The sequence below is a fragment of the Gemmatimonadota bacterium genome (genome assembly GCA_009692115.1).
Lineage (GTDB): Bacteria > Gemmatimonadota > Gemmatimonadetes > Gemmatimonadales > GWC2-71-9 > SHZU01.
Genome location: SHZU01000004.1, coordinates 83283 through 107081 on the forward strand (window position 1 = coordinate 83283; position 23799 = coordinate 107081).

Annotated in this window: 22 protein-coding genes; 18 read left to right on the forward strand and 4 right to left on the reverse strand. The window is 64.4% G+C overall.

From position 1 onward, the window contains the following. Position 1: 1 nt before the first annotated feature. From gabT to EXR94_06240, 5 genes are all read left to right on the forward strand, one after another. Positions 2-1333 (forward strand): 4-aminobutyrate--2-oxoglutarate transaminase, encoded by a 1332-nt coding sequence (gene gabT, locus EXR94_06220; GenBank protein MSR02320.1) that lies wholly within the window; start codon positions 2-4, stop codon positions 1331-1333. Next, entirely contained in the window at positions 1333-2448 is a 1116-nt protein-coding gene (locus EXR94_06225) for an ABC transporter ATP-binding protein (GenBank protein ID MSR02321.1), read from the forward strand. Before gabT ends, EXR94_06225 begins: the two co-directional genes overlap by 1 nt. After that, positions 2445-3323 carry an ABC transporter permease gene (locus EXR94_06230; GenBank protein ID MSR02322.1) on the forward strand — a complete coding sequence of 293 codons (879 nt, stop codon included), beginning with the start codon at positions 2445-2447 and terminating at the stop codon, positions 3321-3323. Before EXR94_06225 ends, EXR94_06230 begins: the two co-directional genes overlap by 4 nt. Further along, entirely contained in the window at positions 3324-4121 is a 798-nt protein-coding gene (locus EXR94_06235) for an ABC transporter permease (protein ID MSR02323.1), read from the forward strand. Between the two features lie 532 nt (positions 4122-4653). Further along, entirely contained in the window at positions 4654-5754 is a 1101-nt protein-coding gene (locus EXR94_06240; protein MSR02324.1) for a spermidine/putrescine ABC transporter substrate-binding protein, read from the forward strand. Between the two features lie 223 nt (positions 5755-5977). Here the strand turns inward: EXR94_06240 and EXR94_06245 are convergent, their stop codons facing one another. Continuing rightward, the gene (locus EXR94_06245; GenBank protein ID MSR02325.1) at positions 5978-6352 is read right to left on the reverse strand and encodes a hypothetical protein; all 375 of its coding nucleotides are present in this window, start codon (positions 6350-6352) and stop codon (positions 5978-5980) included. Positions 6353-6466: 114 nt separating this feature from the next. Between EXR94_06245 and EXR94_06250 the strand changes: the two genes are divergently transcribed. The 3 genes from EXR94_06250 to EXR94_06260 are packed head-to-tail and all read left to right on the forward strand — an operon-like array spanning position 6467 to position 11905. Further along, positions 6467-9559: an efflux RND transporter permease subunit gene (locus EXR94_06250; GenBank protein ID MSR02326.1), complete on the forward strand. Its 3093-nt coding sequence runs from the start codon at positions 6467-6469 to the stop codon at positions 9557-9559. Further along, positions 9556-10830 carry a TolC family protein gene (locus EXR94_06255; GenBank protein ID MSR02327.1) on the forward strand — a complete coding sequence of 425 codons (1275 nt, stop codon included), beginning with the start codon at positions 9556-9558 and terminating at the stop codon, positions 10828-10830. The genes EXR94_06250 and EXR94_06255 overlap by 4 nt, the downstream gene beginning before the upstream one ends. Continuing rightward, positions 10814-11905 (forward strand): efflux RND transporter periplasmic adaptor subunit, encoded by a 1092-nt coding sequence (locus EXR94_06260; GenBank protein MSR02328.1) that lies wholly within the window; start codon positions 10814-10816, stop codon positions 11903-11905. The genes EXR94_06255 and EXR94_06260 overlap by 17 nt, the downstream gene beginning before the upstream one ends. Positions 11906-12041: 136 nt before the next feature. Here EXR94_06260 and EXR94_06265 read toward each other — a convergent pair whose 3' ends face one another. Then, positions 12042-12302 (reverse strand): hypothetical protein, encoded by a 261-nt coding sequence (locus EXR94_06265; GenBank protein MSR02329.1) that lies wholly within the window; start codon positions 12300-12302, stop codon positions 12042-12044. 120 nt (positions 12303-12422) lie between these two features. Between EXR94_06265 and EXR94_06270 the strand changes: the two genes are divergently transcribed. From EXR94_06270 to EXR94_06305, 8 genes are all read left to right on the forward strand, one after another. Further along, positions 12423-13859 carry a glutamine synthetase gene (locus EXR94_06270; protein ID MSR02330.1) on the forward strand — a complete coding sequence of 479 codons (1437 nt, stop codon included), beginning with the start codon at positions 12423-12425 and terminating at the stop codon, positions 13857-13859. A 41-nt stretch (positions 13860-13900) separates the two neighbouring features. Then, complete coding sequence (locus EXR94_06275) at positions 13901-15385, forward strand: aminotransferase class V-fold PLP-dependent enzyme (protein MSR02331.1); 1485 nt, start codon at positions 13901-13903, stop codon at positions 15383-15385. Next, positions 15379-16599: an amidohydrolase gene (locus EXR94_06280; protein ID MSR02332.1), complete on the forward strand. Its 1221-nt coding sequence runs from the start codon at positions 15379-15381 to the stop codon at positions 16597-16599. Before EXR94_06275 ends, EXR94_06280 begins: the two co-directional genes overlap by 7 nt. Further along, entirely contained in the window at positions 16596-17300 is a 705-nt protein-coding gene (locus tag EXR94_06285) for a hypothetical protein (GenBank protein MSR02333.1), read from the forward strand. The genes EXR94_06280 and EXR94_06285 overlap by 4 nt, the downstream gene beginning before the upstream one ends. A 208-nt stretch (positions 17301-17508) precedes the next feature. Next, a complete protein-coding gene (locus EXR94_06290) occupies positions 17509-17736 on the forward strand; it encodes a hypothetical protein (GenBank protein MSR02334.1) in 228 nt (75 codons plus the stop codon). 26 nt (positions 17737-17762) lie between these two features. Then, a complete protein-coding gene (locus EXR94_06295) occupies positions 17763-18833 on the forward strand; it encodes a hypothetical protein (GenBank protein ID MSR02335.1) in 1071 nt (356 codons plus the stop codon). A gap of 6 nt (positions 18834-18839) precedes the next feature. Then, complete coding sequence (gene lepB / locus EXR94_06300) at positions 18840-19538, forward strand: signal peptidase I (protein MSR02336.1); 699 nt, start codon at positions 18840-18842, stop codon at positions 19536-19538. A gap of 65 nt (positions 19539-19603) precedes the next feature. Then, complete coding sequence (locus EXR94_06305) at positions 19604-19963, forward strand: hypothetical protein (protein ID MSR02337.1); 360 nt, start codon at positions 19604-19606, stop codon at positions 19961-19963. 74 nt (positions 19964-20037) lie between these two features. On the opposite strand, the gene EXR94_06310 is transcribed toward EXR94_06305, so the two are convergent. Beyond that, positions 20038-20478, reverse strand: a complete 441-nt coding sequence (locus EXR94_06310; protein MSR02338.1) for a hypothetical protein — start codon at positions 20476-20478, stop codon at positions 20038-20040. A 54-nt stretch (positions 20479-20532) separates the two neighbouring features. Beyond that, positions 20533-20634 carry a hypothetical protein gene (locus EXR94_06315; GenBank protein ID MSR02339.1) on the reverse strand — a complete coding sequence of 34 codons (102 nt, stop codon included), beginning with the start codon at positions 20632-20634 and terminating at the stop codon, positions 20533-20535. A 139-nt stretch (positions 20635-20773) separates the two neighbouring features. On the opposite strand from EXR94_06315, the gene EXR94_06320 reads away from it, so the two are divergent. Together EXR94_06320 and EXR94_06325 are read left to right on the forward strand one after the other, a co-directional pair. Further along, positions 20774-22783 carry a hypothetical protein gene (locus EXR94_06320; GenBank protein ID MSR02340.1) on the forward strand — a complete coding sequence of 670 codons (2010 nt, stop codon included), beginning with the start codon at positions 20774-20776 and terminating at the stop codon, positions 22781-22783. Positions 22784-22808: 25 nt separating this feature from the next. Further along, positions 22809-23423: a hypothetical protein gene (locus EXR94_06325; GenBank protein ID MSR02341.1), complete on the forward strand. Its 615-nt coding sequence runs from the start codon at positions 22809-22811 to the stop codon at positions 23421-23423. Positions 23424-23799: the final 376 nt, after the last annotated feature.

A 23799-nucleotide genomic window follows, 5' to 3' on the forward strand; every position in this document is an offset into this window, starting at 1 on the left:
CATGAATTCCGTCATTCGGTTAACCACCCCGCTGCCGGGCCCGAAGAGCCTGGCGTTGGGCGCCCGTCGGGCCGCCGCTGTTCCCAAAGGGGTCGCGATCTCGAGCGGCCTGGCCGTGGTTCGGGCCGAAAACGCCATGATCGAAGATGCCGACGGCAACCGGCTCATCGACTTTGCCGGCGGCATCGGGGTCATGAATGCGGGCCACCGTCACCCGGCGATGGTCGACGCGGTCCGAGCCCAGCTCGACCAACTGACCCACGCCTGCTTCGCGGTGTCCAGTTACCAGGGATATGTCGAAGTGGCCGAACGGCTCAACGCGCTGACGCCAGGCTCCCATGCCAAGCGGACCCTGCTCGTCAATACCGGCGCGGAGGCCATCGAGAACGCCGTCAAGATTGCCCGATACGCGACCGGGCGGGGCGCGGTGGTGGCGCTCGAGCATGCCTTCCACGGCCGCACCAATCTCACCATGGCCCTCACCGCCAAGCCGATGCCCTATAAAAAAGGCTTCGGCCCCTTCGCGCCTGAGGTCTACCGGATTCCGTACTCCTATTGCTATCGCTGCGACCGGGGCGCGGGTTCCGGTTGCTGCCAGGCGGCGCCAGGGTATTGGGACCGGATCTTCACGGGACTCGTCGAGCCGACGCACGTGGCCGCGATTGTCATGGAGCTGCAGTCCGGCGAAGGCGGCTTCATTCCGGCGGCCCCCGACGCGGTGACCGCGTTGGCCGCGTTCGCCAAGCACCATGGCATCCTGTTGATCATCGATGAAATCCAGACCGGGTTCGGCCGGACCGGCAAGATGTTCGCGTGTGAACACTACGGCATCGTGCCCGACCTGATCGCCACGGCCAAATCCCTGGCCGGAGGGCTGCCCCTGGCCGCCGTGACCGGCCGGGCCGAGATCATGGATTCGGTCCATCCCGGCGGGCTCGGCGGTACCTACGGCGGGAACCCCCTGGCCTGTGCCGCCGCCTTGGCGGTCATGGACGTGATGGCTCGGGAGCATCTCTCCGAGCGAGGCGTGGTGGTCGGCGACGCCGTGCGATCCCGGTTCCACCAAATGGCCACCCGCTTCCCGGTCATCGGCGACGTTCGTGGACTCGGGGCCATGATGGCCCTCGAACTGGTCAAAGACCGGACCACCAAAGAGCCGGACAAAGAACGAACCGCTCGGGTCCAGGCCGAGGCACTCAAACGCGGGCTGTTGTTGCTGACCGCGGGAACCTACGGCAACGTGGTTCGGGTGCTCGTGCCATTAACCATCGATGATGCGGCGCTGGCCGAAGGCCTGGCCGTGCTCGAACAGGCATTCGAGGCTACCCAGTAGTGGGAGCTGGCCGGGCGGTCGTCGAACTCGATGCCGTCACCAAGAGCTTCGGAGCGGCCAAGGCGGTCGATCGAGTCTCGCTCGCCATTCACGAGGGCGAGTTCTTCTCCCTCCTCGGCCCGTCGGGTTGCGGCAAGACGACCACGCTTCGGCTCATCGCCGGCTTCGAGACCCCCGATCCTGCGGGTGGCGAGGTCCGGATCGGCGGTGTTCGCGTCAACGAAAAACGTCCCTACGATCGCGGTGTCGGGATGGTGTTCCAGAGTTACGCCCTGTTTCCCCACCTCGATGTCCGCCGAAATGTCGGGTTCGGCCTCCAGCAGCGCGGCACGGCCCGGGCCGACATGGCCGGCCGGGTCGATCGGGCGCTGGAGTTGGTCCGGCTCGATCCCGGCACCTACGCCGCTCGGATGCCGGCGGAACTTTCGGGAGGCCAGCGGCAGCGGGTTGCGCTGGCCCGGGCCTTGGTCCTCGAACCCAAGATATTGCTCCTCGATGAGCCGTTAGGGGCCCTCGATCTGAAACTCCGGAAGGAAATGCAACTCGAGCTGAAGGCCCTCAACCGGTCGCTCGGGATCACCTTCATCTACGTCACTCACGACCAAGAAGAAGCGCTCACCATGTCGGACCGGATCGCCGTCATGGACTTGGCTCGGGTGGCCCAGCTCGGGACCCCGGCCGATGTCTACGAGAATCCCCGGACCGGGTTCGTCGCATCCTTCATTGGCGAGTCGAACTTTCTCGAGGGGCGCGCCGTGGCGACCGATAGTGGCTTGGTCGACGTGGTCGGCGCCAATGTCAGATTCCGAATCCGGCCAGAGCAGGCTGTTGCCGCCGGCCAAGTCGTCAGGATCGCCGTCCGGCCCGAGTGGATGGACCTGTATCCGGTCGGCGCGGTGCCCGCCGGCGAGAACGCGCTGCCTGGGGCGGTCGATGAAGTGATCTATCTCGGCGAGACGATCCACGTCATCGTAGCCCTCGACGCGGGCCTGAAGGTCACCGTGGCCCTCCGGAACGAGGGACAGCTGATCAAGCCGCTGCCCTGGACCCGGGGCGCCCGGGTCGCGGCGGCGTGGCTTCCCGAGGACGCCCAGATTCTCGAGGACGATCGATGATCGGTCGCCGCCGCCTCTTGGTCTGGTTTGCCCGGCGGCCAACCGCAACCGCCGCGGCCTTCTTGGCCCCGGGGCTCGCCTGGCTATTGCTCTTCTTCCTGGTGCCGATCGGCCTGATGCTGGCCTACAGCACCATGCGGCGCGGGACCTACGGCGGCGTCATACCAGGATTCACGCTCGACCACTACCGGCGGTTCTTTGATCCGTTGTATCTGGACATCCTCCGCCGGACCGTCGGGTGGTCGCTTGGGTGCACGGTGGCGTGCTTAATCGTGGGCTACCCGGTGGCCTATGTGATCGCCCGGGCCGGGCGATGGCGACAGTTGCTCCTCTTCCTGGTGGTGCTGCCGTTCTGGACCAGCTTTCTGGTCCGGACCTTCGCGATGATCTTCCTCCTCCGTGACAGCGGGCTGGTCAACGGGATATTACTTCGACTTGGCCTCATCGATGAGCCGCTCGCCCTGCTGTATACGCCGCTGGCGGTCACTCTTGGGCTGGTCTACGGCTTCTTGCCGCTGATGATCCTCCCGATCTACGCGTCCCTCGAGAAGCTCGACAACTCACTCCTCGAAGCGGCCGAAGCTCTCGGCGCCCGGCCGAGGGCTCGGTTCTTCCAGGTCATCTTCCCGCTGTCGCTGCCCGGCGTCGTCGCCGGCTGTCTGCTGACCTTTATCCCGGCCCTGGGGTCGTTCCTCACCTCCGACCTGCTCGGCGGGGCCAAGCAGGTCATGATCGGCAACCTGATCCAGAATCAGTTTACCGCGGCCCGGAACTGGCCGTTTGGGTCGGCGGCGGCGTTCGTCGTCATGGGCCTCGTGTTGCTGGCGGTGCTGGGGTATCTCCGCCGGCGGGATGCTGGGGAGTTGGTTCGCTGAATGCGACGGGTACCTCGTGGGGTCATGGTGGCGGCGGGACTGGTCTACGTCTTTCTCCACGCCCCGCTGGTGGCCTTGATGGTGTTCTCGTTCAATGATTCCAAGTTCGCCGCCACGTGGACTGGGTTCACGCTGGAGTGGTATCGGCGGCTATTCGAGCGAGAAGATATCCTCGAGGGGCTTCGGCGGAGCCTCGTGGTCGGCCTGGTCGCGACGGCCGTCGCCACCGTGTTCGGTACCCTGATCGCCCTGGCGCTTTCCCGCCACCGGTTTCGGGGCCGCCGTGCGGTCGAAAGCGTGCTTTACCTTCCGTTGGTCACGCCCGAAATCATTATGGGGATTTCGCTGCTGATCCTGTTCGGATTGGTCGGCTTCCCCCTTGGTATTGGGTCGGTCACGGTGGCGCACATCGCGTTCTGTATTTCCTTCGTGACGGTGGTCGTCGGGGCCCGGCTTCGGGGTATGGACCGCCACCTCGAGGAGGCGGCCATGATGTTGGGCGCCGATGAATGGGCCGCGTTTTGGAAAGTCACCGTGCCGCAGCTACTTCCCGGCATCGTGGCGGGGGCGTTGTTGGCCTTCACGATGTCGTTCGACGACTACGTCATTACCTCGTTTGTTTCGGGGACCGGGGCGGCCACCTTGCCGGTAGTGGTGTACGGGATGGTCAGGCGGAACATCGAACCCTCGATCAACGCCATCAGCACCATCATTATTGTGGTGACCTCGTTGTTGCTCTATCTGGCGGACCGGCTCCAGGCCGACCGAAAGCCGGTGTCGCAAGCGCCGCCGGCCTGAGCCGCAACCGGGTAAGGCTGCCGACATCGGTACGCCTGCAAGCGCCGGCAGCGCGATCGGACGCTAGGGTGGAAAACTGGCGCGCCGCGCGGGTGTAAGCACGCTGAAGTGGGGACCCCGCCGCTTGCGAGAGGGCGGCGCAGTTTTGGTGGGACTGGACCGGGGTCCGTTCTTGCTGAGGGAGCCAAACGAGGCGGGCGGGGCCTGGGGTTGCCCGGGGGGCTCCTCCTCGATAGGCGGAGGGCACCGAGGCGGGGATAAAGCGTTATTTTGCTTGAGACGCGGTGTTTGGGGAGTCGAAAGCACCGCCCGCCGCATACAATAAAGTTAGGCGCACAGACCTGGCAACACGACGCTCACGTAGGTCCACGTTCAAGTCGTTGTTGGCGGTATCACATTTGTCGCGGCCTGGCCGCTCCTGGTTGCCTTGGCCCTCTTGGCATTCGGTTCCTGACGAGCCCCCCGCTTTTCGTTCCACCCGCCGAGTGCCGAGTGCCGAGCGCCGAGTGCCGAGCCCAAATACCTTTACCCCGTGACCTTCACCCCCTCGAACCCCTGGCCCCGCCGCGAATTCCTCCGCCGGACCCTGGCCACCGGCACCGGACTGGCGGCCCTGAACCTTGCCGCCTGCGGAAAAACACCGCCCGACCAATCGGGCGCCGTCGACGGCGATCTCGGGCCGGTCGAGCCCGAGCTCAATCTGTACCTCTGGTCGGACTACGTCGCGGACCGGACGATCCCGGATTTTGAAACGGAGTTCAGGGTCAAGGTGACCCTCGACACCTTCGAGAGCAACGAAGAGATGATCGCCAAGCTCATGGCCGGGGCGAGCGGATACGATCTCATCCTTCCCACCAGCAACATCTTCGCGGCCCTGTTCGCCAACGACTTGATTGCCCCCCTCACCAAACGCTACCTGACCAATTGGGGGAACCTGTCGCCGTTGTTCGTCGATCCGCCCTGGGACCCCGGGAATGCCCACTCGGTGCCATGGGCCTGGGGTACGACCGGCCTCGCCTATCGCAAAGACAAAATCGCCCGTCCGCCTGAGAGCTGGTCGGTGTTCTTCGATCCGGCCTATCGGGGCAAGATGACGATGCTGGACGACAGTCGGGATGTGATCGGGACCTTCCTCAAGTACCGCGGAAAGTCCCTCAACTCGAGTGCCCCGGCCGATCTGGCCGCGGCCAAAGTCGATGCGCTGGCCGCCAAGGCCAATCTCAAGGCCTATGTCTCGGCCCCGGTCAAAGCCCAGCTGATTGCCGGTGATGTCTGGGTGGCGCAGTTGTGGAGCGGCGACGCGGCCCAAGCCATGGCGGAACAACCCGGCATCGGATTCGTCATCCCGCAGGAAGGCAGCATGATCTTCACCGATGGGCTCGCCATTCCGAAGACCGCCCGGCATCGGCGGGCGGCCCATGAATTCATGAACTACGTGCTCCGCCCCGAGGTCGCCGCCGCCATTGCCGACAAGACCGGCTATGGGACCCCGAACCAGGCCGCCGTGCCGCTGACCCGGGCCCAGATCCCCTATCCCACGACTCTGGAGTTGGCCCGCCTCGAATACCAGGTGGATTTGGGGCCGGCGGCCGAGGCCTGGGACCGGCTCTGGACCGAGATCAAGTCGGCCTGATCGCCCGCCGGTTGCCGCCTCGAGGCCCGAGTCTTACATTGCCTTCGCCTTTTGACCCGGGACCCCCCATGCTCGACAACGTCGGTCGGTTCTTCGCTTTCCTTGGCGCCGCTGGGATCCTCGCGGCCCTGACCTTCGTGACCTTGCTCATCGGGGTGCTCGTCAACGCCATGGCGGCCCTGATGACCGGTCCGATCATCGACAAGTTCGTCAAGGACAAAGACTAAAGCACTGCCGGGAGGTCGCCGACAACCTCCGCCACCGCCTCCGGCTTGCTCGCTGCCTTGACCGCGCCTTCGAAGTTGATCTTCAACCCGGTAAACCCTTCGCGAAGCCCCCGAGCCCTGGTCTGGATCCCACCGGTCCGCCGCCCCAGGGTGGCCAACGCGCCCAGGGCGTCTGCCAGTCCAACTTGCCCCACCGACTGGGCCCCGATCTTCATTTCGTCGAGCGTCCGGGTCAGCCGCCGTTGCACCGATACGTCGACGTGCGGCGACGCCATCTCCTCGATGAGTCGGTGGATCATGGCGAACTTGGCCGGAAAGGTCTCCAACGCCGCCAGCATGGCCTGTTGCCGGGCACTGAGCTTGACTGCCATCGAGATTTCCCGAGTGAATGAGTACCAAAAGCTACCCTGTAACGTCCCCACGAGGGTAAGCGTACCGTAGGGACTGGCTTCCCGAGCGATCGTCGCTCCCCAAAGGCGTCTTCAATGATTCTCTCCGATCTCTCGATCCGGCGGCCCGTCCTGGCCACCATGCTCAGTTTGGCATTGGTGCTGTTCGGCGTCATTGGCTACCGCCAACTGACCATTCGCGAATACCCGGACGTCGATCCGCCGATCGTGTCGGTCAGCGTCTTCCTCCGGGGCGCCAACCCGCGGGTCATGGAATCCGCCGTCACCGACGTCCTCGAAGAAGAGCTGTCCGCGGCCGAGGGGCTCCGCACCATGACGAGCGTCAGCTCGGAGCAATCGGCCAACGTCACCCTCGAGTTCAATCTTGATCGGGACGTCGAAGTGGCCGCCCAGGACGTTCGGGACTTGGTGTCCCGGGTCCGTCGCCGCCTCCCCGAGGAGGTCGAAGAGCCGGTGGTCTCCAAGCAGGATGCCGACGCCCGCCCTTTCATGTTCATCTCGCTGACCGGCGACAACTACAACCTTCTCCAGTTGACCGAGATCGCCGACCGGTACGTGAAGACCCCGCTCCAGACCGTGGCCGGGATCGGCCGGGCCGATATCCGCGGGGAACGTCGCTATGCCATGCGAGTGTGGCTCAAGGCCCCGGAGTTGGCGTCACGGGGACTCACGACCACCGAAGTGATTAGCGCCATCCGGAGCCGGAACGTCGAGATTCCCGCCGGCCGGATCGAATCGAACCAACGCGAGTTCACGGTCCGGTCTCTGGGCGAACTCAAGACCCCCGAAGAGTTCTCCGGCCTCGTCGTCGCCAATATGGACGGCCAGCTCGTCAAGCTCGGCGACGTGGCCCGCGTCGAGCTGGGCCCCGAAGACGACCGGAGCCGGTTCCGATTCAATCGCCAGCAGGCCATCGGCGTCTCCCTGACCCGGCAGTCCAAGGCCAACCTCGTCGAGGTAGCCGACGCCATCCACGCCCTGGTCCCCAAGCTCCAGGTGCCTCCCGGCATCGAGCTGACCATCGGATATGACAACTCGATCTACGTCAAACGGTCGATCAAGGAAGCCCAGGAGACGCTGGTGCTGGCCGGCGGTCTCGTCATCCTCATCATCTTCGTATTTCTCCGAAACCTCCGGGCCACCATCATTCCGGGCCTCGCGATTCCGACCTCCATTATCGCGACCTTCGCGGTCATGTATTTCCTCGATTTCTCGATCAACAACTTGACCCTGCTGGCCCTGATTCTGGCCATCGGGATCGTGGTCGATGACGCCATCATCGTGCTCGAGAACGCCTACCGGCGGCAAGAAGAACTGCACGAAGACCCCGAAACGGCCGCCATCAACGGCACCCGAGAAATCGCCTTCGCCGTGATTGCCACGACCATCTCGCTGGTCGCGGTGTTCGTGCCCCTCGCCTTCCTCAAAGGCTCGACCGGACGGCTCTTCAACGAGTTCGGGATTTCGGTCGCCGCCGCCGTGGCGATTTCCGGTTTCGTGGCCCTGACGCTGACCCCGATGCTGTGCGCCAAGATCCTCCGGGTGCCGGAGCGGCACGGCGCCTTGTTCGGATTCCTCGAACGCGGCTTCGATGGGTTGACTGGCGGGTACCAGTTCCTCCTCGCCGCCACCCTCCGCCACCGGGGCATGGCCATGGCTGGCACCGGGGCCATGCTGGTGCTGGCCTGGTTCACCTTCAAGGCCCTGAAGACCGAGTTCGTCCCGCCGGAAGACCGCGGCATGATCATGGTCAACGTCGTGGCCCCGGAAGGCGCCTCGATCGGGTACACCGACGAGTATCAGAAACAGGTCGAGAAGATCCTGTCCGACGTGCCCGAGATCTACACCATGAACAGCATGGTCGCCTTCGGCGGCGGCGGCGGTGGCGGCGGGCGAGTCAATACCGGGATGTTGTTCATTCGGATGATCGACTGGTCCGACCGGGAGCGGTCGGTCCAGGACGTACTCGCTGAACTACAGCCCAAACTGTCGGCCGTGCCTGGCGTCCTGGCCTTCGGCAGCAATCCCCCCGCGTTCGGCGGCTTTGGCCAACCGGTCCAATTTGTCGTCCGGCACCCGGATTTTGACTCGCTGGTGACGTCGATGGACACCCTGATTCGCCGGGCTCGGCAGATCAAGGGCCTCATCAACATCGACACCGACCTTCGGGTCAATAAGCCGGAACTGACCGTGCGCTACGAGCGCGACCGGATGGAGGACCTCGGCGTGCCGGTCCGGGATGTGGCCACCACGATGCAAACCCTGCTCGGTGGTCAACGGGTCAGCACGTTCACCCGTGACAACGAACTCTACGATGTGGTGGTCCAACTCGATCCCGCGGCCCGAGCCACCCCGTCCGACATGAGTGATCTAACGGTCAAGGGCCGGGGCGGTCAGTTGATCAAACTCGACCAGCTGGCCCGGGTCACCGAGAACGTTGGTCCCCGCCAGCTCAACCACTTCAATCGGATTCGCGCGGCCACCCTGAATGCCAGCTTGGCGCCGGGCTTTACCCTCGGCGAAGCCGTCGATTCGCTCCGGGCCTTGGCCACGGAGGTCTTGCCCGCGGGCGCCACGGTGGCGCTTTCCGGCGAGTCGCGCGAGCTTGAAGAAAGCGGCGGTGCCCTCTACTTCGCCTTCGTCTTGGCCCTTATCGTCGTGTTCATGGTGCTCGCGGCCCAGTTCGAGTCTATCGTCCACCCGTTCACGGTATTGCTCGCGGTGCCGCCGGCGGTTACCGGCGCTGTTTTTACGCTATTTATCGCCAAGTCGACCATCAATCTCTACAGTCAGATCGGGATGATCCTCTTGATCGGACTGGTCACCAAGAACTCGATCCTGCTGGTTGAGTATGCCAATCAGCTGAAGGAGCGGGGTCAGGACACCTTGAGCGCGCTCCTTGAAGCCGGCCGGATCCGGCTTCGCCCGATCTTGATGACCTCGGTGGCCACGGTGGTTGGGGCGGTGCCGATCGCGCTGGGTCTCGGTGCCGGCTCCTCGAGCCGCCGCCCGCTTGGCTACGCGATCGTCGGCGGAGTGATTCTCTCGACCGCCATGACGCTGTTTCTCGTGCCGGTCGTCTACTCGCTGCTCGACCAGGTGCTCGGCCGGGTTCGCAAACCGAAAGTCGCCGAGTCGGCGGTCGCCATGACGGGAGACGCTCCATGATCGGCGGAGCTCTGTTCTGGCTCTCGTTGGTGGCCGCCGATTCGCTTCCGCAAGTCACCCTGACCCAGGCCATCGAGCGCGCCACCCGGCTCGATCCGAATTATGTCCGCGCGCTTGGCCAAGTCGGCAGCGCGGAGTGGGCCCGAAAAGCGGCCCTGTCCACCTTCGTGCTTCCCTCGTTGAGCGTCAGTACCGATCTCGCCAACTACTCCGTTGAGATCTTCAATACCGGCACCGGTCAGCGGGCGAAAACCATCGTCAACGCCCGAGCCGATGTGCGCTACGAGTTGTTTACCGGCGGCCGGAAGCTGGCCGAGATAAACCGGGTCAAGGCCGAGCTCGAGACCGCCCGGGCCACCCAAGCCCAGGCCCAATTCTTAGCCGCGCTCGGCACCGAGGTCGACTACTACGCAGTGTTGGGGAGCCGCGAACTTGCCGACGTGGCCCGAGACCGCCTCCGCCGGGCCGAGGAGCAGCTGGTGGTCGCTCGGGCTCGGGTGGTGAGCGGCGCGGTGGTCCAGACCGATTCGCTCCAGTTGTTGCTCGAAGTCAATCGGGCCCGGGTGTCCTTGCTCCGGGAGGAAACCCGACTTTCCGTGGCCCGGCTTCAGTTGGGTCGCCGGGTCGGCACCCGGGGGCCGGTCGATGCGTTCCCGCTCGACACGACCGTGCCGCCCGATCCGCCGATCACGTTGCCCGCGGCGGTGGCCTTGGCGCTCGAACAAGGGCCGGAGTATCGAATCGCCCGGGGCAATGAGCGAGCGGCCGCGGCCACGGTCAAATCCCGAACCGGCGCCTATTTCCCCCAGGCCACGCTGAGCGCCAACGTCTCCAAGTTTGGCGACCGGTTCTTCCCCCAGGGCCTCAGCCGGTCGTCCGTCAGCTTGGGTGTGGCGTTTCCGCTTTGGGACAACTTCAATCGCGAGCTCAATCTGAGCCGGGCCCGGGTGGCTCGAGACGTGGCCGTCGCGGTCCGCCAGGATCTGGAACTTGCCGCCGAAGCTGACGTAACCGAGGCGTATCAGGCCCACGCCAACTCGTTGATCGCGGCCCGGTACTCCGAAATCGGGGTTCGGGTGGCCCAGGAAAACTTTCGGGTCCAGCAGGCCCGGTATCGGGCCGGCGCGAGCACGATTCTCGATCTCCTCGATGCCCAATCGCAACTCACCGTGGCCCAGGCTGATTTGGTCCAGGCCCGCTACGCCACCCGACTGGCCTTGGCCGGGCTCGAGGCACTGATCGGACGGCGTTTCCATGATCTCGAGGACTAGCGTGAAATCAGCGTTGCTTGCCTTGGCGGTGCTCGCCGCCGGTTGTGCCAAGTCTGACGCCCCCTCACCCCAAGCAGGCGGGGCCCGCCCGAGCGGGCCGGTCTCGGTGGAGGTTCGAGCCGCGACCATCGATACCGTGATCGACGCGATCACGGCCACCGGCCAGATCGAATCGCTCCAATCGATCGAGCTCCGCCCCGACGTCGACGGCCGGCTGGTCGAGATCTATGTCCGGGAGGGGGCTCGAGTCGAAAAGGGCGCCCCGCTTTTCAAGGTCGACGACGCCGAACTCAAGGCCCAAGTGGCTCGGGCCGAAGCCGATCGCGATCTCTCGGAGCAGGCGTTGACCCGGACTCAACAGCTGCTGGCCGAAAAAGCCGCCGCCCAAGCCGATGTGGAACGGGCCGAGGCCAGTGCCCGAAGCACCCGGGCGGGCCTGGCCTTGCTGGTGGTACGGCTCGACCGGACCGTGGTGCGGTCCCCATGGACCGGGGTCGCCGGGGCCCGATTCGTAAGCTTGGGCGACTATGTCACCCAGAACACCCGCCTGATCACCCTGCAGACGGTGAATCCGCAACGCGCCTCGTTCCAGGTCCCGGAGCGGTATGCCGAGCGCCTTAAGGTAGGTCAGACCGTGAGCCTTCGGGTCGCCGCGCTGGAAGGGCGTGATTTCATCGGGCGCGTCGATTTCGTGGATCCCCGGGTTCAGTTGCCGGCTCGAACCATCACCGTCAAAGCTGTGGTGCCGAACCCGGCCCATCTGCTTCAGGCCGGGATGTTCATCGAGGCTCGGCTGGAAACCACCCGCCGGCTCACGGCCGTCGTGGTGCCGGAGGAGGGAATCCTCCAGCTGCCGGCGGGAAACTTCGTTTGGGTGGTCGTCGGGGATAAGCCGGAACGCCGGAAGGTCGCACTCGGGGTCCGGAAGCCTGGGTCGGTCGAAGTGCTGAGCGGCGTGGTCGCCGGCGATCTCATCGTCACCGGCGGGGCCGAACGACTCAATCCCCAGTCGAAGGTTCGGGTGGCGGGGAATCAGCCCGCCCCGGCCGCCGGGCCGCCGCCGGGTCCGAAATGAGATCCGGTTCGACCCACTTGGCCCGGGCCGCCGCCGAGCGGAGCCGGGCCTCGCTGTAGTACCGCAGGGGAATCCGCCGGTCGTCCAGCGCCGCCACCACCGCGACCGCCATCGTCGGGTCGTCGGTCGGTCCGGTCTATTCCCGCACCAGTTCATCGATCAAACTCAGATACAACTGCGTCAGGGTTTCGTGATACCCGCTGGTCGGGGTGTCCACGGTTCCGACGGCCGCGTTGTGGTGCCGAATAGCGGCGGGAACCAAGATCCGGGCTGCGTCAATCCCGTGGTGCCACACAAACCACAGGCCCGCCGCCACGTGGGCTTGATGGGTCCGGGCCGCTTTGGGGAGGCGGACGTCCCGGAATGCCGCGGTTATGGCTTCATAGTCGTAATGCAATTGCAGGTCTTTTAGGTATAATTATCTGCGCCTGTACAATAATATTCGATGATTTTATATTAATTCATCGCTATTATACGACGTAACAGTAACGCCATGTCCTGATTGGAGATAGCCCCCATGACCGCCGTCCTTCGCGATTTTCTCGAAATCCCGTACGACGAACTCGAGGCCATGAACCTCGAAGCCAAGGCCGAGCGGCTGAACCGGGTCAGCCCGGACAAGATCCGCGACAAGCGGATGAAGTACCTGGCCGAGGAAAAGCGAATCAAGGCCGTGACCGTGTGCTTCACCGACCTCGAGGGCCGGATGCACATGCTCGACTACGACAAGAAGTTCCTGCTCAAGTCGGCCGACAACCTGACCTTTGATGGCTCTTCGATCCGCGGGTTCTCGGCTCAGGCTGAATCCGATCTCCGCTTGCTCATCGATTGGCCGGCCTTTTACTGGTTGCCGAGTGATATCTTCGGCCCCGGCAAAGTTCTGGTCTTCGGCGAAGTACTCGAGAAGGACGGCACCCCCTACGTGGCCGACTTGCGCGCCAAGCTCAAGGCGTACCTCGCCAAGCTCTACGCCAAGGAAGGCTTCGTCTGCAACGCGGCCAACGAGGTCGAAGGCTTCCTGTTCCAAGGGCGGGAGGCCGAGCGCCATTACCACGAAACCGGCCAGTTTGAGTTTATCTCAACCGGCGGCTACTACCACGCGCTCCCGACCGATCCGCTGCGGATCTTCATCGATACGGCCGCCGAGGTCCAGCGGGCCATGGGCTTCGCCAACGAGAAGGACCACCCGGAAGTGGCGCCCTCTCAGTTCGAGATGAACTACAGCTACACCGAAGCGAGCATCGCGGCCGATCAGGTCCAACTCTACAAGCTGATCTGCCGGCAGGTCGCGGCCAAGCTCGAGATGACGGCGAGCTTTCTTCCGAAGCCGGTGACCGGGGTCAATGGCTCCGGCATGCACACCAATCTGTCGATCAGTCAAAAGGGCAAGAATCTCTTCTTCGATGCCAAGGGACAGGATCAATTGTCGAAGATGGGGTGGAAGTTCATTGACCGGATCCTGACCAGCGGGCAGGACCTCTGTCTGATCTTCAATCCGTCCGTCAATGCCTACCGGCGGCTCGACCCGCATTTCGAGGCGCCGAACCAGATCAAGGCTTCGGCGGTCGATCGCGGCTCGATGGTCCGGATTCCGCTCGGCAACGCGAAGTCCGCCCGCGTTGAAGTTCGCTCGGTGGGTCCCGACGCCAACCCGTACATGGCGATCTACTCCATGTTCAAGGTCGGCCTCGAAGGCCCGATCGAAGCGGCCAACAGCGACAAGAAGCGCGACCGAACCAAGTTCCTGCCTGATAACATCTATGATGCCATCCGGTTGTTCAAAGGCTCCAAGGTGGCCACCGATCTGCTCGGCGAAACCGTCCACAAGAAGTACGCCGACCTGAAATTGATTCAGGCCGAACGATGCCCCAAGGCGCTCGGCAGCCTCATCAAGATTCCGGAAATTCAGTTCCACCACGAAGTGACGAACCAGTATCTCTGGTCCAAGTTCTAGACTAGTAACCGATCGGTGGCGGCTGTAGTTTGCCGTCACCGATGCCTCTCTCGACTAGTGGGTCAGAACCGTCAGAATTGCTCGAGCGGCTGGCGGCGCTCGAGCGGCAAGCCCGGGCCCTCGACCCCGGCACCTCCCGGCGGAAAGCGGTTCGGGGCCCGGTCATGGCCTCGGCCGAACGGTTTCTTCGCCAGGTCGAGAACCTCAAGGCCTACGACGACACCGGTGGTCAGGGCGAGGGTCTCCTGGACTCGCCGATTGCCGAACGCGGCCTCCCGATCGCCGACGTGATCGGCCTGCTCGAGGAAGAAGTCGTGCGGCCCGGTCTCAATCCGGCCTCCGGGGGCCACTTGGCCTACGTTCCGGGCGGCGGGATCTACTATTCCGCGTTAGGCGACTACCTCGCGGCGGTCTCCAACAAATACGCCGGCATTTTCTTTACGGGCCCGGGCCCGGTCCGGATGGAAAACCAACTGCTCCGCTGGGTGGCCGATTTGGTGGGCTACCCGGCCGGGGCGGTCGGGAACTTGGCCTCGGGCGGGAGTATCGCCAACCTCGTGGCCATCGCCACCGCCCGTGAGGCCCATGGACTGAAGGGCGCCGATTTTCACCGGGCCGTCGTGTACCTGACCAGCCAAGCCCACCATTGCATCGAGAAGGCGCTCCGGATCGCCGGCCTCGGCGAGGTCGTGGTTCGCCATGTCCCGATCGATGACCGCTGGCGGATGCGGCCGGATGGGCTGGCCACGGCGATCGCGGCCGATCGGGCCGCCGGGCTCAAACCGTGGTTGGTGGTCGCGGCCGCCGGCACCACCGACACCGGGGCCGTCGATCCGCTCGATCAGATCGGGCAGGTGGCCAAGGAGGCAGGGTGCTGGTTTCACGTCGACGCGGCCTATGGCGGGTTCTTCTTGCTGACCGACGAGGGCCGGGCCAAACTGGCCGGGATCGAGCGATCAGATTCGGTCGTCCTCGATCCGCACAAGAGCTTGTTCCTGCCGTATGGGATTGGCCTGGTGCTCGTCAAGGATCCAGCCCCGATGCTGGCCACCCACCACTACTTCGGCAACTACATGCAGGATGCGATGCGGGCCCCGGGTGAGGTATCGCCGGCCGATGTGTCGCCGGAACTCACCAAGCACTTCCGGGCGCTCCGGATGTGGCTGCCGCTCAAATTGATCGGCGTGGCGCCGTTTCGGGCCGCCCTCGAGGAAAAGCTGTTGCTCGCCCGGTATTTCCGGCAGAAAGCGGCAGCCCTCGGGTTCGAGGTCGGACCCGAGCCCGACCTTTCCATTGTCACCTTTCGGTGGGCGCCGGCGGGGGCTAGTCTGGAAACCGCCAATCGGCAGAACCAACAGATCGTCGAAGGGGTGCGAAAGGACGGCCGGGTGTTCCTTTCCTCGACCATGATCGATGGCCGGTTCACCCTTCGCCTGGTGGCCCTGTCGTTCCGAACCCATCGAAAGACGATTGATCTGGCTCTCCGAGTGCTGCGTGAGCAGGTCGAGGCGCTCAAGCCATGTTGATGACGCTGGTGACCGCGATCGCGCTGCAGACCCTGGACCAACCGATCTCGGTGTATGCCGGCCGAGTGCTCGATGGCAAAGGTGGCCAGTTTCGGAATGCCACCGTGGTGATCGACCGCGGCCGGATCCTCCGGATCGAACCCCGGAAAGTCGCCCGGCCCACGTTCGAGTTTCCGAACGGGACCCTGATGCCGGGGCTGATCGACGTCCACGTCCACGCCACCGCCTATGTGAATCGGCAGGGGCGGATGCACACCACCGCGGACGGCGACACCCCGACCCAAGTGGCGTTGTCGGCCGCGGCCAACGCCGGTCGGACGATTCAGGCCGGCTTCACCACGGTTGCGAGCATTGGTAGGGCCGATGACCTCGATCTCCGCGATTGGATTGCCCGGGGTGAGGTGTCCGGTCCCCGGATTCTGACGAGCCTTGACCCGATTACCGACGCCACGCTCTCGCCCGATCAGTTGAAGGCCCTCGTGGAGCAGCGACTGGCGGCTGGTGCCAACCTGATCAAACTGTTTGCGTCCCGGAGCATCCGCGAAGGCGGAACCCAGACGATGTCGGAGGCCCAGCTCAAGGCGGCCTGCGACGCGGCCCGTCGCGGCGGAGTGCCCTCGATCGTGCATGCCCATAGCCCCGAGAGCATTCGCGCGGCCGCCCTGGCCGGATGTCACCAAGTCGAACACGGGGTCTTTGCGACCCAAGAGGTGCTCGATCTGATGGCAAAGCTGGGGACATATTTCGACCCCCAATGCGGCCTCATTTTCCGGAACTACCTGGACAATCGGCGTTGGTTCCAAGGCATCGGCAATTTCACCGCCGAGGGATTCGCGGCGATGGAGCAGGCCATCCCGTTGGCCGTGGCTACGGTCCGGAACGCATCGCTGACGCCAGGACTCAAGCTGGTGTACGGCACTGATGCAATGGAAGGCACACACGGACGGAACGCGGAGGACCTGGTCTGCCGGGTCCGCCAGGCCGGGCAACGACCGATGGATGTCATCATCGCCGCCACATCCCGGAATGCCGAGGCGCTCGGAATCGAGAAGGAGACGGGGTCCCTCGTTCCAGGGCTGGCGGCTGACCTGATTGCCGTCGCCGGCAATCCCCTCGATGATATTGGTGCGGTAGGACGGGTCGTGTTCGTCATGAAAGCCGGCATCGTGGTTCGGCACGACCCGACCCTGGCCTCTCTCGGGAGTCTCCGGTGAATGGTGAAGTGTGGTTGGCGGCCCTGGGTGGGTTGATCCTTGGGTGGCTGGGTCGCGCCTTGGTGGCCGCTCGGGCCCGCGACGTGGGCGCGGCGACGCAGACCATCGAGTTGCTGCGGATCGAATCTGAAGCCCATCTTCGGGCCCTCGAGGAGGCCCGGGCCAACGGGGACCGGTCGGCGGTCCGAAGAAACCTTGCCGTCGCCGAGAGCTCGGCTCTGGCCGATCGGGTGGTGGAACTCGAGTCGGTGGTCGCGGAAATCGAAGACCGCCGGCGGGAGGGCCGCGCGTTGTCGGCAGAGCGGGCCCGTCTGGCGGAACGGTTGGAGCAGCTGACCCTTCAATACCATCGGCTCGAAAGCGAGCGGACTCGCTCGGTGTTGATGGCGGATGCCGTGGAGAGTCAGCTCAAGCAGTTGGCTGAATCGGCCCAAGCCTCGCGGTCGCTCCAGGCCACCGAACTCCTCGACGTGAAACGACACCTCGCGGGAGCCGTCGCCGAGGCCGATCAGTTCCGGCGCGAACTCGCCGCCCTCCAAGCCGAACTCGGGAGCGGTCCACGCGCTGGCCGAGCGGGTCGAGCCGCTTCGCCGGCAACTGGAGGATCGCGAGGGCCTGATCCGATCACTCGCCGGAGAGCGCGACGAGGCCACCCGGAGCTCTATTCGACAGGAGCGGGCGTCGGTCACGCTGCGGGCTGATTTGGAGCGAGAGGTGGCGCGGCTGCAGGCCGCCGCGACGGATTCCCTGGCTCAGGCCCGGCAGACCCGGGCCGAGGTCGAAAGCTTCCGGTCCGAGCTCAAGGATCGGGACCTCCGGTTCCGGACGCTGCTCAACGACCGGCGGCATTTCGCCGAGCAAAACCAGGACTAGATCGCCCGGCTCCGGGAGGACATAGTCCGGGCTCGGTTGGCCGGTGGCGACGATCTCCAGCGGATCACCGGGATCGGACCGAGCCTCGAACGGAGGCTGAAGCAGCCTGGTATTACGACCTTCCAGCAGATCGCCAGCTGGAGCGAAATCGACATTGAGCGGATTTCGAAAGAACTCGGCCCTTTCTCCCACCGGATTCGGCGGGACCGCTGGATCGAACAGGCCCGGCAGGTCGGCTCGCTCGAGGGCGAGCCGGCGGCTTGAATCGTCCGCTCGGCGTATGTTTAAGGATGGACATGGATTGGAGGACGTGGGTCATCGGGATGGCGGGAGTAGTCCTGGCCGGGGCGTGCAGCGCCCGCGGTGGTTCAGGGGCCAGCCGGGTCGTACTTCAACCGGAAAACGGCGAGCGCCACCTCAAGAACGTGCGGCAACTGACCTTCGGCGGCAACAACGCCGAGTCGTATTTTTCCCGGAATGGAAAGATGCTGATTTTTCAGCGTCAGGAAAAAGCCGACAGCGGGTGCGATCAGCAGTACGTCATGAACGTCGATGGGTCGGGCATGCGGCGGGTTTCGAACGGGTGGGGCCGAACCACCTGCGGGTTCTTCTACGCCAACGACCAACGGGTACTCTACAGTTCGACGTTCAAACACGACAAGGCGTGTCCGGCCCCACTCGACCAATCGATGGGCTATGTCTGGCCGCTGGGGCAACTCGAGATCTACACCTCGAAACGCGACGGCAGCGATCTCCAGCAACTCACCAACAACGGGGTCTACAATGCCGAATCAACCGTATCGCCCGATGGGAAAAGCCTCATTTTCACGTCGACGAAAGACGGTGATATCGAGCTCTACGCCATGAATGTCGACGGCACCAACGTGCGGCGGATCACCAATCGAGTCGGCTATGACGGCGGGGCGTTCTATTCGCCCGACGGGACGATGATCGTCTGGCGGGCCGGTTATCCCGCCACCGCCAAGGATACAGCGGACTATCGGAACCTTCTGGCGCAACGAGCGGTCCGGCCGAGCCGAGTGGAAGTCTGGGTTGCCAACGCCGACGGGTCGAACCCCCGGCAAGTCACTCGGCTCGGCGGCGCGAATTTCGCCCCGTTTTTTCACCCCGACGGGAAACGGATCATTTTCAGCTCCAATCATCCGAGCCCCCGAAGCGGGAAGTTCGACCTCTACCTCGTGAACATTGATGGGACCGGCCTCGAACAGATCACCACGTACGAGGATTTCGACAGCTTTCCGATGTGGAGCCCTGACGGGAAGAAACTCGCCTGGGCTTCGAACCGTAACGGCAAGCGCGAGCGTGACACCAACCTGTTCATTGCCGACTGGGTAGACTGAGGCCGCATGAAATCGATGCTCCGGTGGTTGTGGGATTGGACCAAGTCGATCGCCGTGGCACTGGTGGTGTGGTTCTTCCTGCGGACGTTTCTGGTCGAGGCCTTTCGGATCCCCTCCGGCAGCATGGAGAACACCCTGCTGATCGGCGACTTTCTCTTTGTGAACAAACTGATGTACGGCGCCGAGGTTCCCCTGATCAAGAAGCGGTTGCCGGCGGTTCGGGAACCGAAGCGTGGCGAGATTCTCGTCTTCGATTCCGTCGAAGAGGAGGGCCTCAAGGTCGTTAAGCGGCTGATCGGCGTTCCGGGAGACACCCTGTCGATGGAAAGCGGCGCCCTGTTTCGCAACGGGGCCAAGGTCGATGAACCCTGGGCCATTCGGACCGACCCCACGGCCAACGCCGATCCGGCGGGCCGGGCCCAGATGCGGCGGTGGCAGGTCAAGCACTACGTCGGGGGCGACGCCGACCGCTATGCCCCCGACCTCAATAACTGGGGCCCGATCGTGGTGCCGGTTGATTCGTTCTTCATGATGGGCGATAATCGCGATGGTTCGTACGACGGCCGCTATTGGGGCTTTCTCCCCCGGTTGAACGTTCGGGGCACCCCGGTCGTCGTCTACTTCAGCTACAATCCGGACACCTACAAACCGATTCCCTTCGTCACCAACGTCCGGTGGGGCCGTCTCCTCACGTTGCCCCACTAACGTGCGGCGCCTCGAGTAGCGGCCAAGACCGCCCCGGCAATCGGATTATCGCCGAGGTTGGCGGGGTGACGCCGGTTGGCCGTTCGGGCGAGCTCTCGATCCACGGGTGGCACTATCTCCGGGTCAACGGCGATTCCAGCCGGGTTGTGGCCGTCAATCGGGAACGGATCACGTCGATCGGCACCCGGCTCGGTGTCCCGCTCCGGGCCGGGGTCGACCTCAATCTGGGCTTGGATGGCCGGATGGCGAAAATGGGTCCGGCACCCGGCCGGGCGGTTGGGGCGGAGGCCGGGTTGGGGCTTTCGCTCGGTCGCCGGGCGCGGCTATTCCCATCGGTCCGCTATGACATCGGGAGTTTGGACGAGGGTGTGAACCAGCGGGACATCCGGGGTTTTTCGATGACGGTTTTTGTTCGGAGTAAATAATAGTACTACTAAAGCGCCTAACGCTGTTTCTTGACGGAGGAGCCCGGTTCGGGTACGTTGACGCCGTTCTGACCCTAACGGTCGGATTGACGAGGAGCTGGCGTGGCAACCGAACTAGGTGGGATGCAGGTCACATCGTTGCTGGAGGCGTTGCCGGGCATCGCCGCGGTGTTGCGGAACCCGGTGGCGGACGCCTTCGTTGGCTTGATCCGGGCCGGCGCCCGGCTCAGCGAGTTCAACGTGGCGGATGCCGAGGAGATCCTCCGGTATGCGGTTCGCCGGACGCTGATGACCCAGGACGAGACCGACCGGATCCTCGCCGACGTCAAAGAAGCCAATGAGCGCCGGGCGGAGCGGGCCTTGGAGCGCGAGAAGGGCAAAGCCGCCAAGAAAGCCGCGGCCGTCGCACCGAAGCCCAAGCCCAAGCCCAAGCCCAAGCCCAAGCCCAAGCCCAAGCCCAAGCCCAAGCCGGTTCTTGCCAAGAAAGCACCGGCCAAAGCCACCAAGCCGGCCAAGAAGAAGAAATAGGGCGCGCCGCTCGGCGCGCCCCCCCGATGCCTCGGGCTGGTTCAGCTCGCTTTTCGGACGTTCGAGGCCTGCAATCCCTTCGGTCCGTCCGCGATTTCAAACTCGACGTGGTCGCCTTCGGCCAGCGACCGGAACCCGTTCATCGAACCACTTGACGGTACCTTTCGCCATCGCTGGTAACCTCGTACGCTGGGAGCCTGATCGGCTCGGGGAATCGCCCGGCTCGAAACCGCAGCCAGGCTGACCAGCGATATTCTCAGGTCCGGTCCCGATTTTGTCAATATGACCGCCGAACCCCTATCCCGGAGTCCGAACATGCTCCCCATGCTTTTCTTGCTCACCTTGGTTCAGCAACCGGCTCCGGTCGTTACCCGGGTGGCCGTTGAACCGGCCAATCCCAAGATCTCGATCGGCGATACGGTCCGGCTCCGGGCCACGGCGTACGACGGATCCGGTCAGGTCGTGACGGCAGTCGCCGTTCGCTGGCTCCAATCCGGTGGGAACTTCGAGGGGCAGGTTGACTCCACGGGTCTGGTCACTGGCGGGGCTACCGGGACCATCGTTGCGACCGCGATGGTGCGGCACGCGGGGTCGGCTCGCCCGATCATCGCGGTGACCGAAATAACGGTGTTGCCGCTCCCGGCCCGCCGAGTCGCGCTTGAACCGGAGCCGTCATCGATGGTGGTTGGACAGAGCCTTACGATCCGGGCCACCTCATTTGCCGCCAACGACGACCAACGTTCCGATCCGGTGGTGTGGACGAGCGAGAGCCCCAAGGTGCTGACGGTGTCCCCTTCCGGCCGGGTAACGGCCCATCAGGTTGGGCAAGGCACGGTGGTGGCCCGGGTCGGCAGAATCGAACGGGCCCTTCGGATAACCGTGAGTGCCAATCCGGTCCGGTCCCTGGTGATCGCGCCGGCTCGGACCCCGGCCCGCACCGGCGATGTGATTCGATTCACCGTGACCGGCCGGAGCGCGGCGGGAACGGCGAGCGGCAAGCTGGCACCGGAATGGTCCCTCACGCCCGGCAACGCCCAGATCGACCCGGACGGAGTGTTCGTCGCCGATCTACCGGGTACCTACCAAGTGTTTGCCTCGTACGCCGGCCAGACGGTGGAAGCGTTGGTCGACGTGGCGCCCCGGGACGCGATTCGTCCCATCACAGTCTTGGGGCGGCTGCCGCTCGGCATGATGACGACCGAGTTCTGGCTTCACCCGAACGGCAAGAACGGGTATCTCGCTACGGCCGGGCTGACCGGCGTCGGCGGCGACAAACTGTATGCCGTGGATGTGAGTGACCCGGCCAAGCCCCGGATCACCGACTCGGTAACGGTAGACGCCCGGATCATCAATGACGTGATGGCCACCGAGGATGGGAAGTACGCCGTCATGACACGGGAACAGGCCTCGAGTCGGAAGAACGGGATCGTGATCCTGAGCCTCGAGGACCCGGCCCATCCCAAACCGATTGCCGAGTTTACCGAAACGGTGAGCGGCGGGGTCCACAGCACCTACGTCTATCGCGGATACGTGTACCTGACCGACGACGCCACCGGGTCGATGCGGGTCATCGACATCCGCGACCCGCTCCATCCCAAGCAGGTGGCGCGATGGGAGACGCCGCCGCCGGTGGAGGGCCGGACCCTGCATGATATCGACGTGAAGGAAGGCCTCGCGTATCTGAGCTACTGGAACGACGGCCTGATCATCCTGGATGTCGGCAATGGCGTGAAGGGCGGCAGTCCGGAGAATCCGGTGTTCGTCTCCCAGTTCAAGTACGACCTCAATGCGCTCTACCGCGAGGTCGAGGCGGTCGGCGGGCCGGGGTTCATCCGGGGCACCCACACTGCATGGCGGGCCGGCAAGTACGTCTACGTGGCCGACGAAGTGTTTCCGGCCAAGGCCGTGGGCCAGGGGGTCCCGGGTTTCGGCCGGGCCTATGGCCGGCTCCAAGTCGTCGATGTGTCGGATATCACCAAGCCAAAGAGCGTGGCCTGGTACGAATCGAAGGACGGCGGTAGCCACAATATCTGGGTTGCCGGGGACACCTTGTTTTTGGGCGACTACCAGGGCGGGCTCCGGATCATCGACGTCAGCGGGGAGCTCCGAGGCGATCTGCTCCGACAGGGCCGGGTGATCGGGAACGTCTCAACCGGTGACAAGGCCGGCCATATTCCCAACATCCCGGGGGCCTGGGGCGCGGTCTACCAGAACGGCCGGATTTACGTTCCGGATGTGAATTCGGGGCTTTGGATCCTCCAAATCGAGCCCAAGCGGCAACTTACGCCATAAGCCTAACGAAGGTATCTTCGCCGGTATGTCGACCCCGCCACCGAGTCTCGTGATCCGCTCGTTCCTCGACCGGGCGGAGGGACTGTCGCACTTCCTCCTTCGAGCGGGCGAGGCGCCACGGCTCTTGGCGTTCGACGATGCCGCCGGCTGTCCGGTCGAGACCGCGCTCGCCGCGCTCGAATGGACCGGGGCGGTCGGGATCCTCAAGGAAGAGGACATGGTCCAAGCGGTTCGGCTGACGAGCGAGACCGCCGCCGCCGTGGTCGAGCGGCGGGTCGGCGGCAACCGGCAGTTCGTTTATCTGGGCCCTCGGCTCGATGCCCCGCCAATGGATGTCTTCGAGGGCCGGGTCCTGTTCGATGAACCCGGCGTCAAGGCGGTCGAGTTTTCGCAGCGTGGCCACGCGCTCGCGCACTTCCTCCGGGCAACGTCAGGTACCGGGTCCCTCCTCGCCATTCTGGGTCGCCGAGCTCCGGAGGTCCGCCATATCCGGCGCTGGCTTCGTTCGATCGTCGAGGAACTCGACGGGCAGAAACTCTGGGTTGGGGGGTGGTTTGCGTCGAGCGCGGCAGGCGCTCTGTTCTGTACTTCGGAGCCCGAGCCGAACTTTCGTTACATTGAGGTTGGCCTGGAATCCTGAAAACCAGGCCAGTACGGTGTTGGTGATGTGGATACACAGTTTCCACATTCGTGGGTAACCGCCGCAATTGGTTGTCAACAATAGGCTTCTGCTTCAACAATCCCCCGGTCGATAATTCGTAACCCGAATAAAATCAGGCACTTGCGGGCTTGATCAACGATTCCGAGCTTGGTTTGAGGCTCGGAGCGATTGGTGGTGGGTTCCGAGTTTGATTGGGGGGCAAAACATGGTAGCCCACCCGCTCCGATTTGGCGCCTCGGAGTGCTTTGCAGGAAGATCCGCAGCGCCTGGGTCCCTCAGTTGCCTAGCGAACGGCCGCGACCGGCGAAAGCCGGTGCGGCCGTTTGCACGTCCAAGTCTTCGCCGCTCAGTCGTC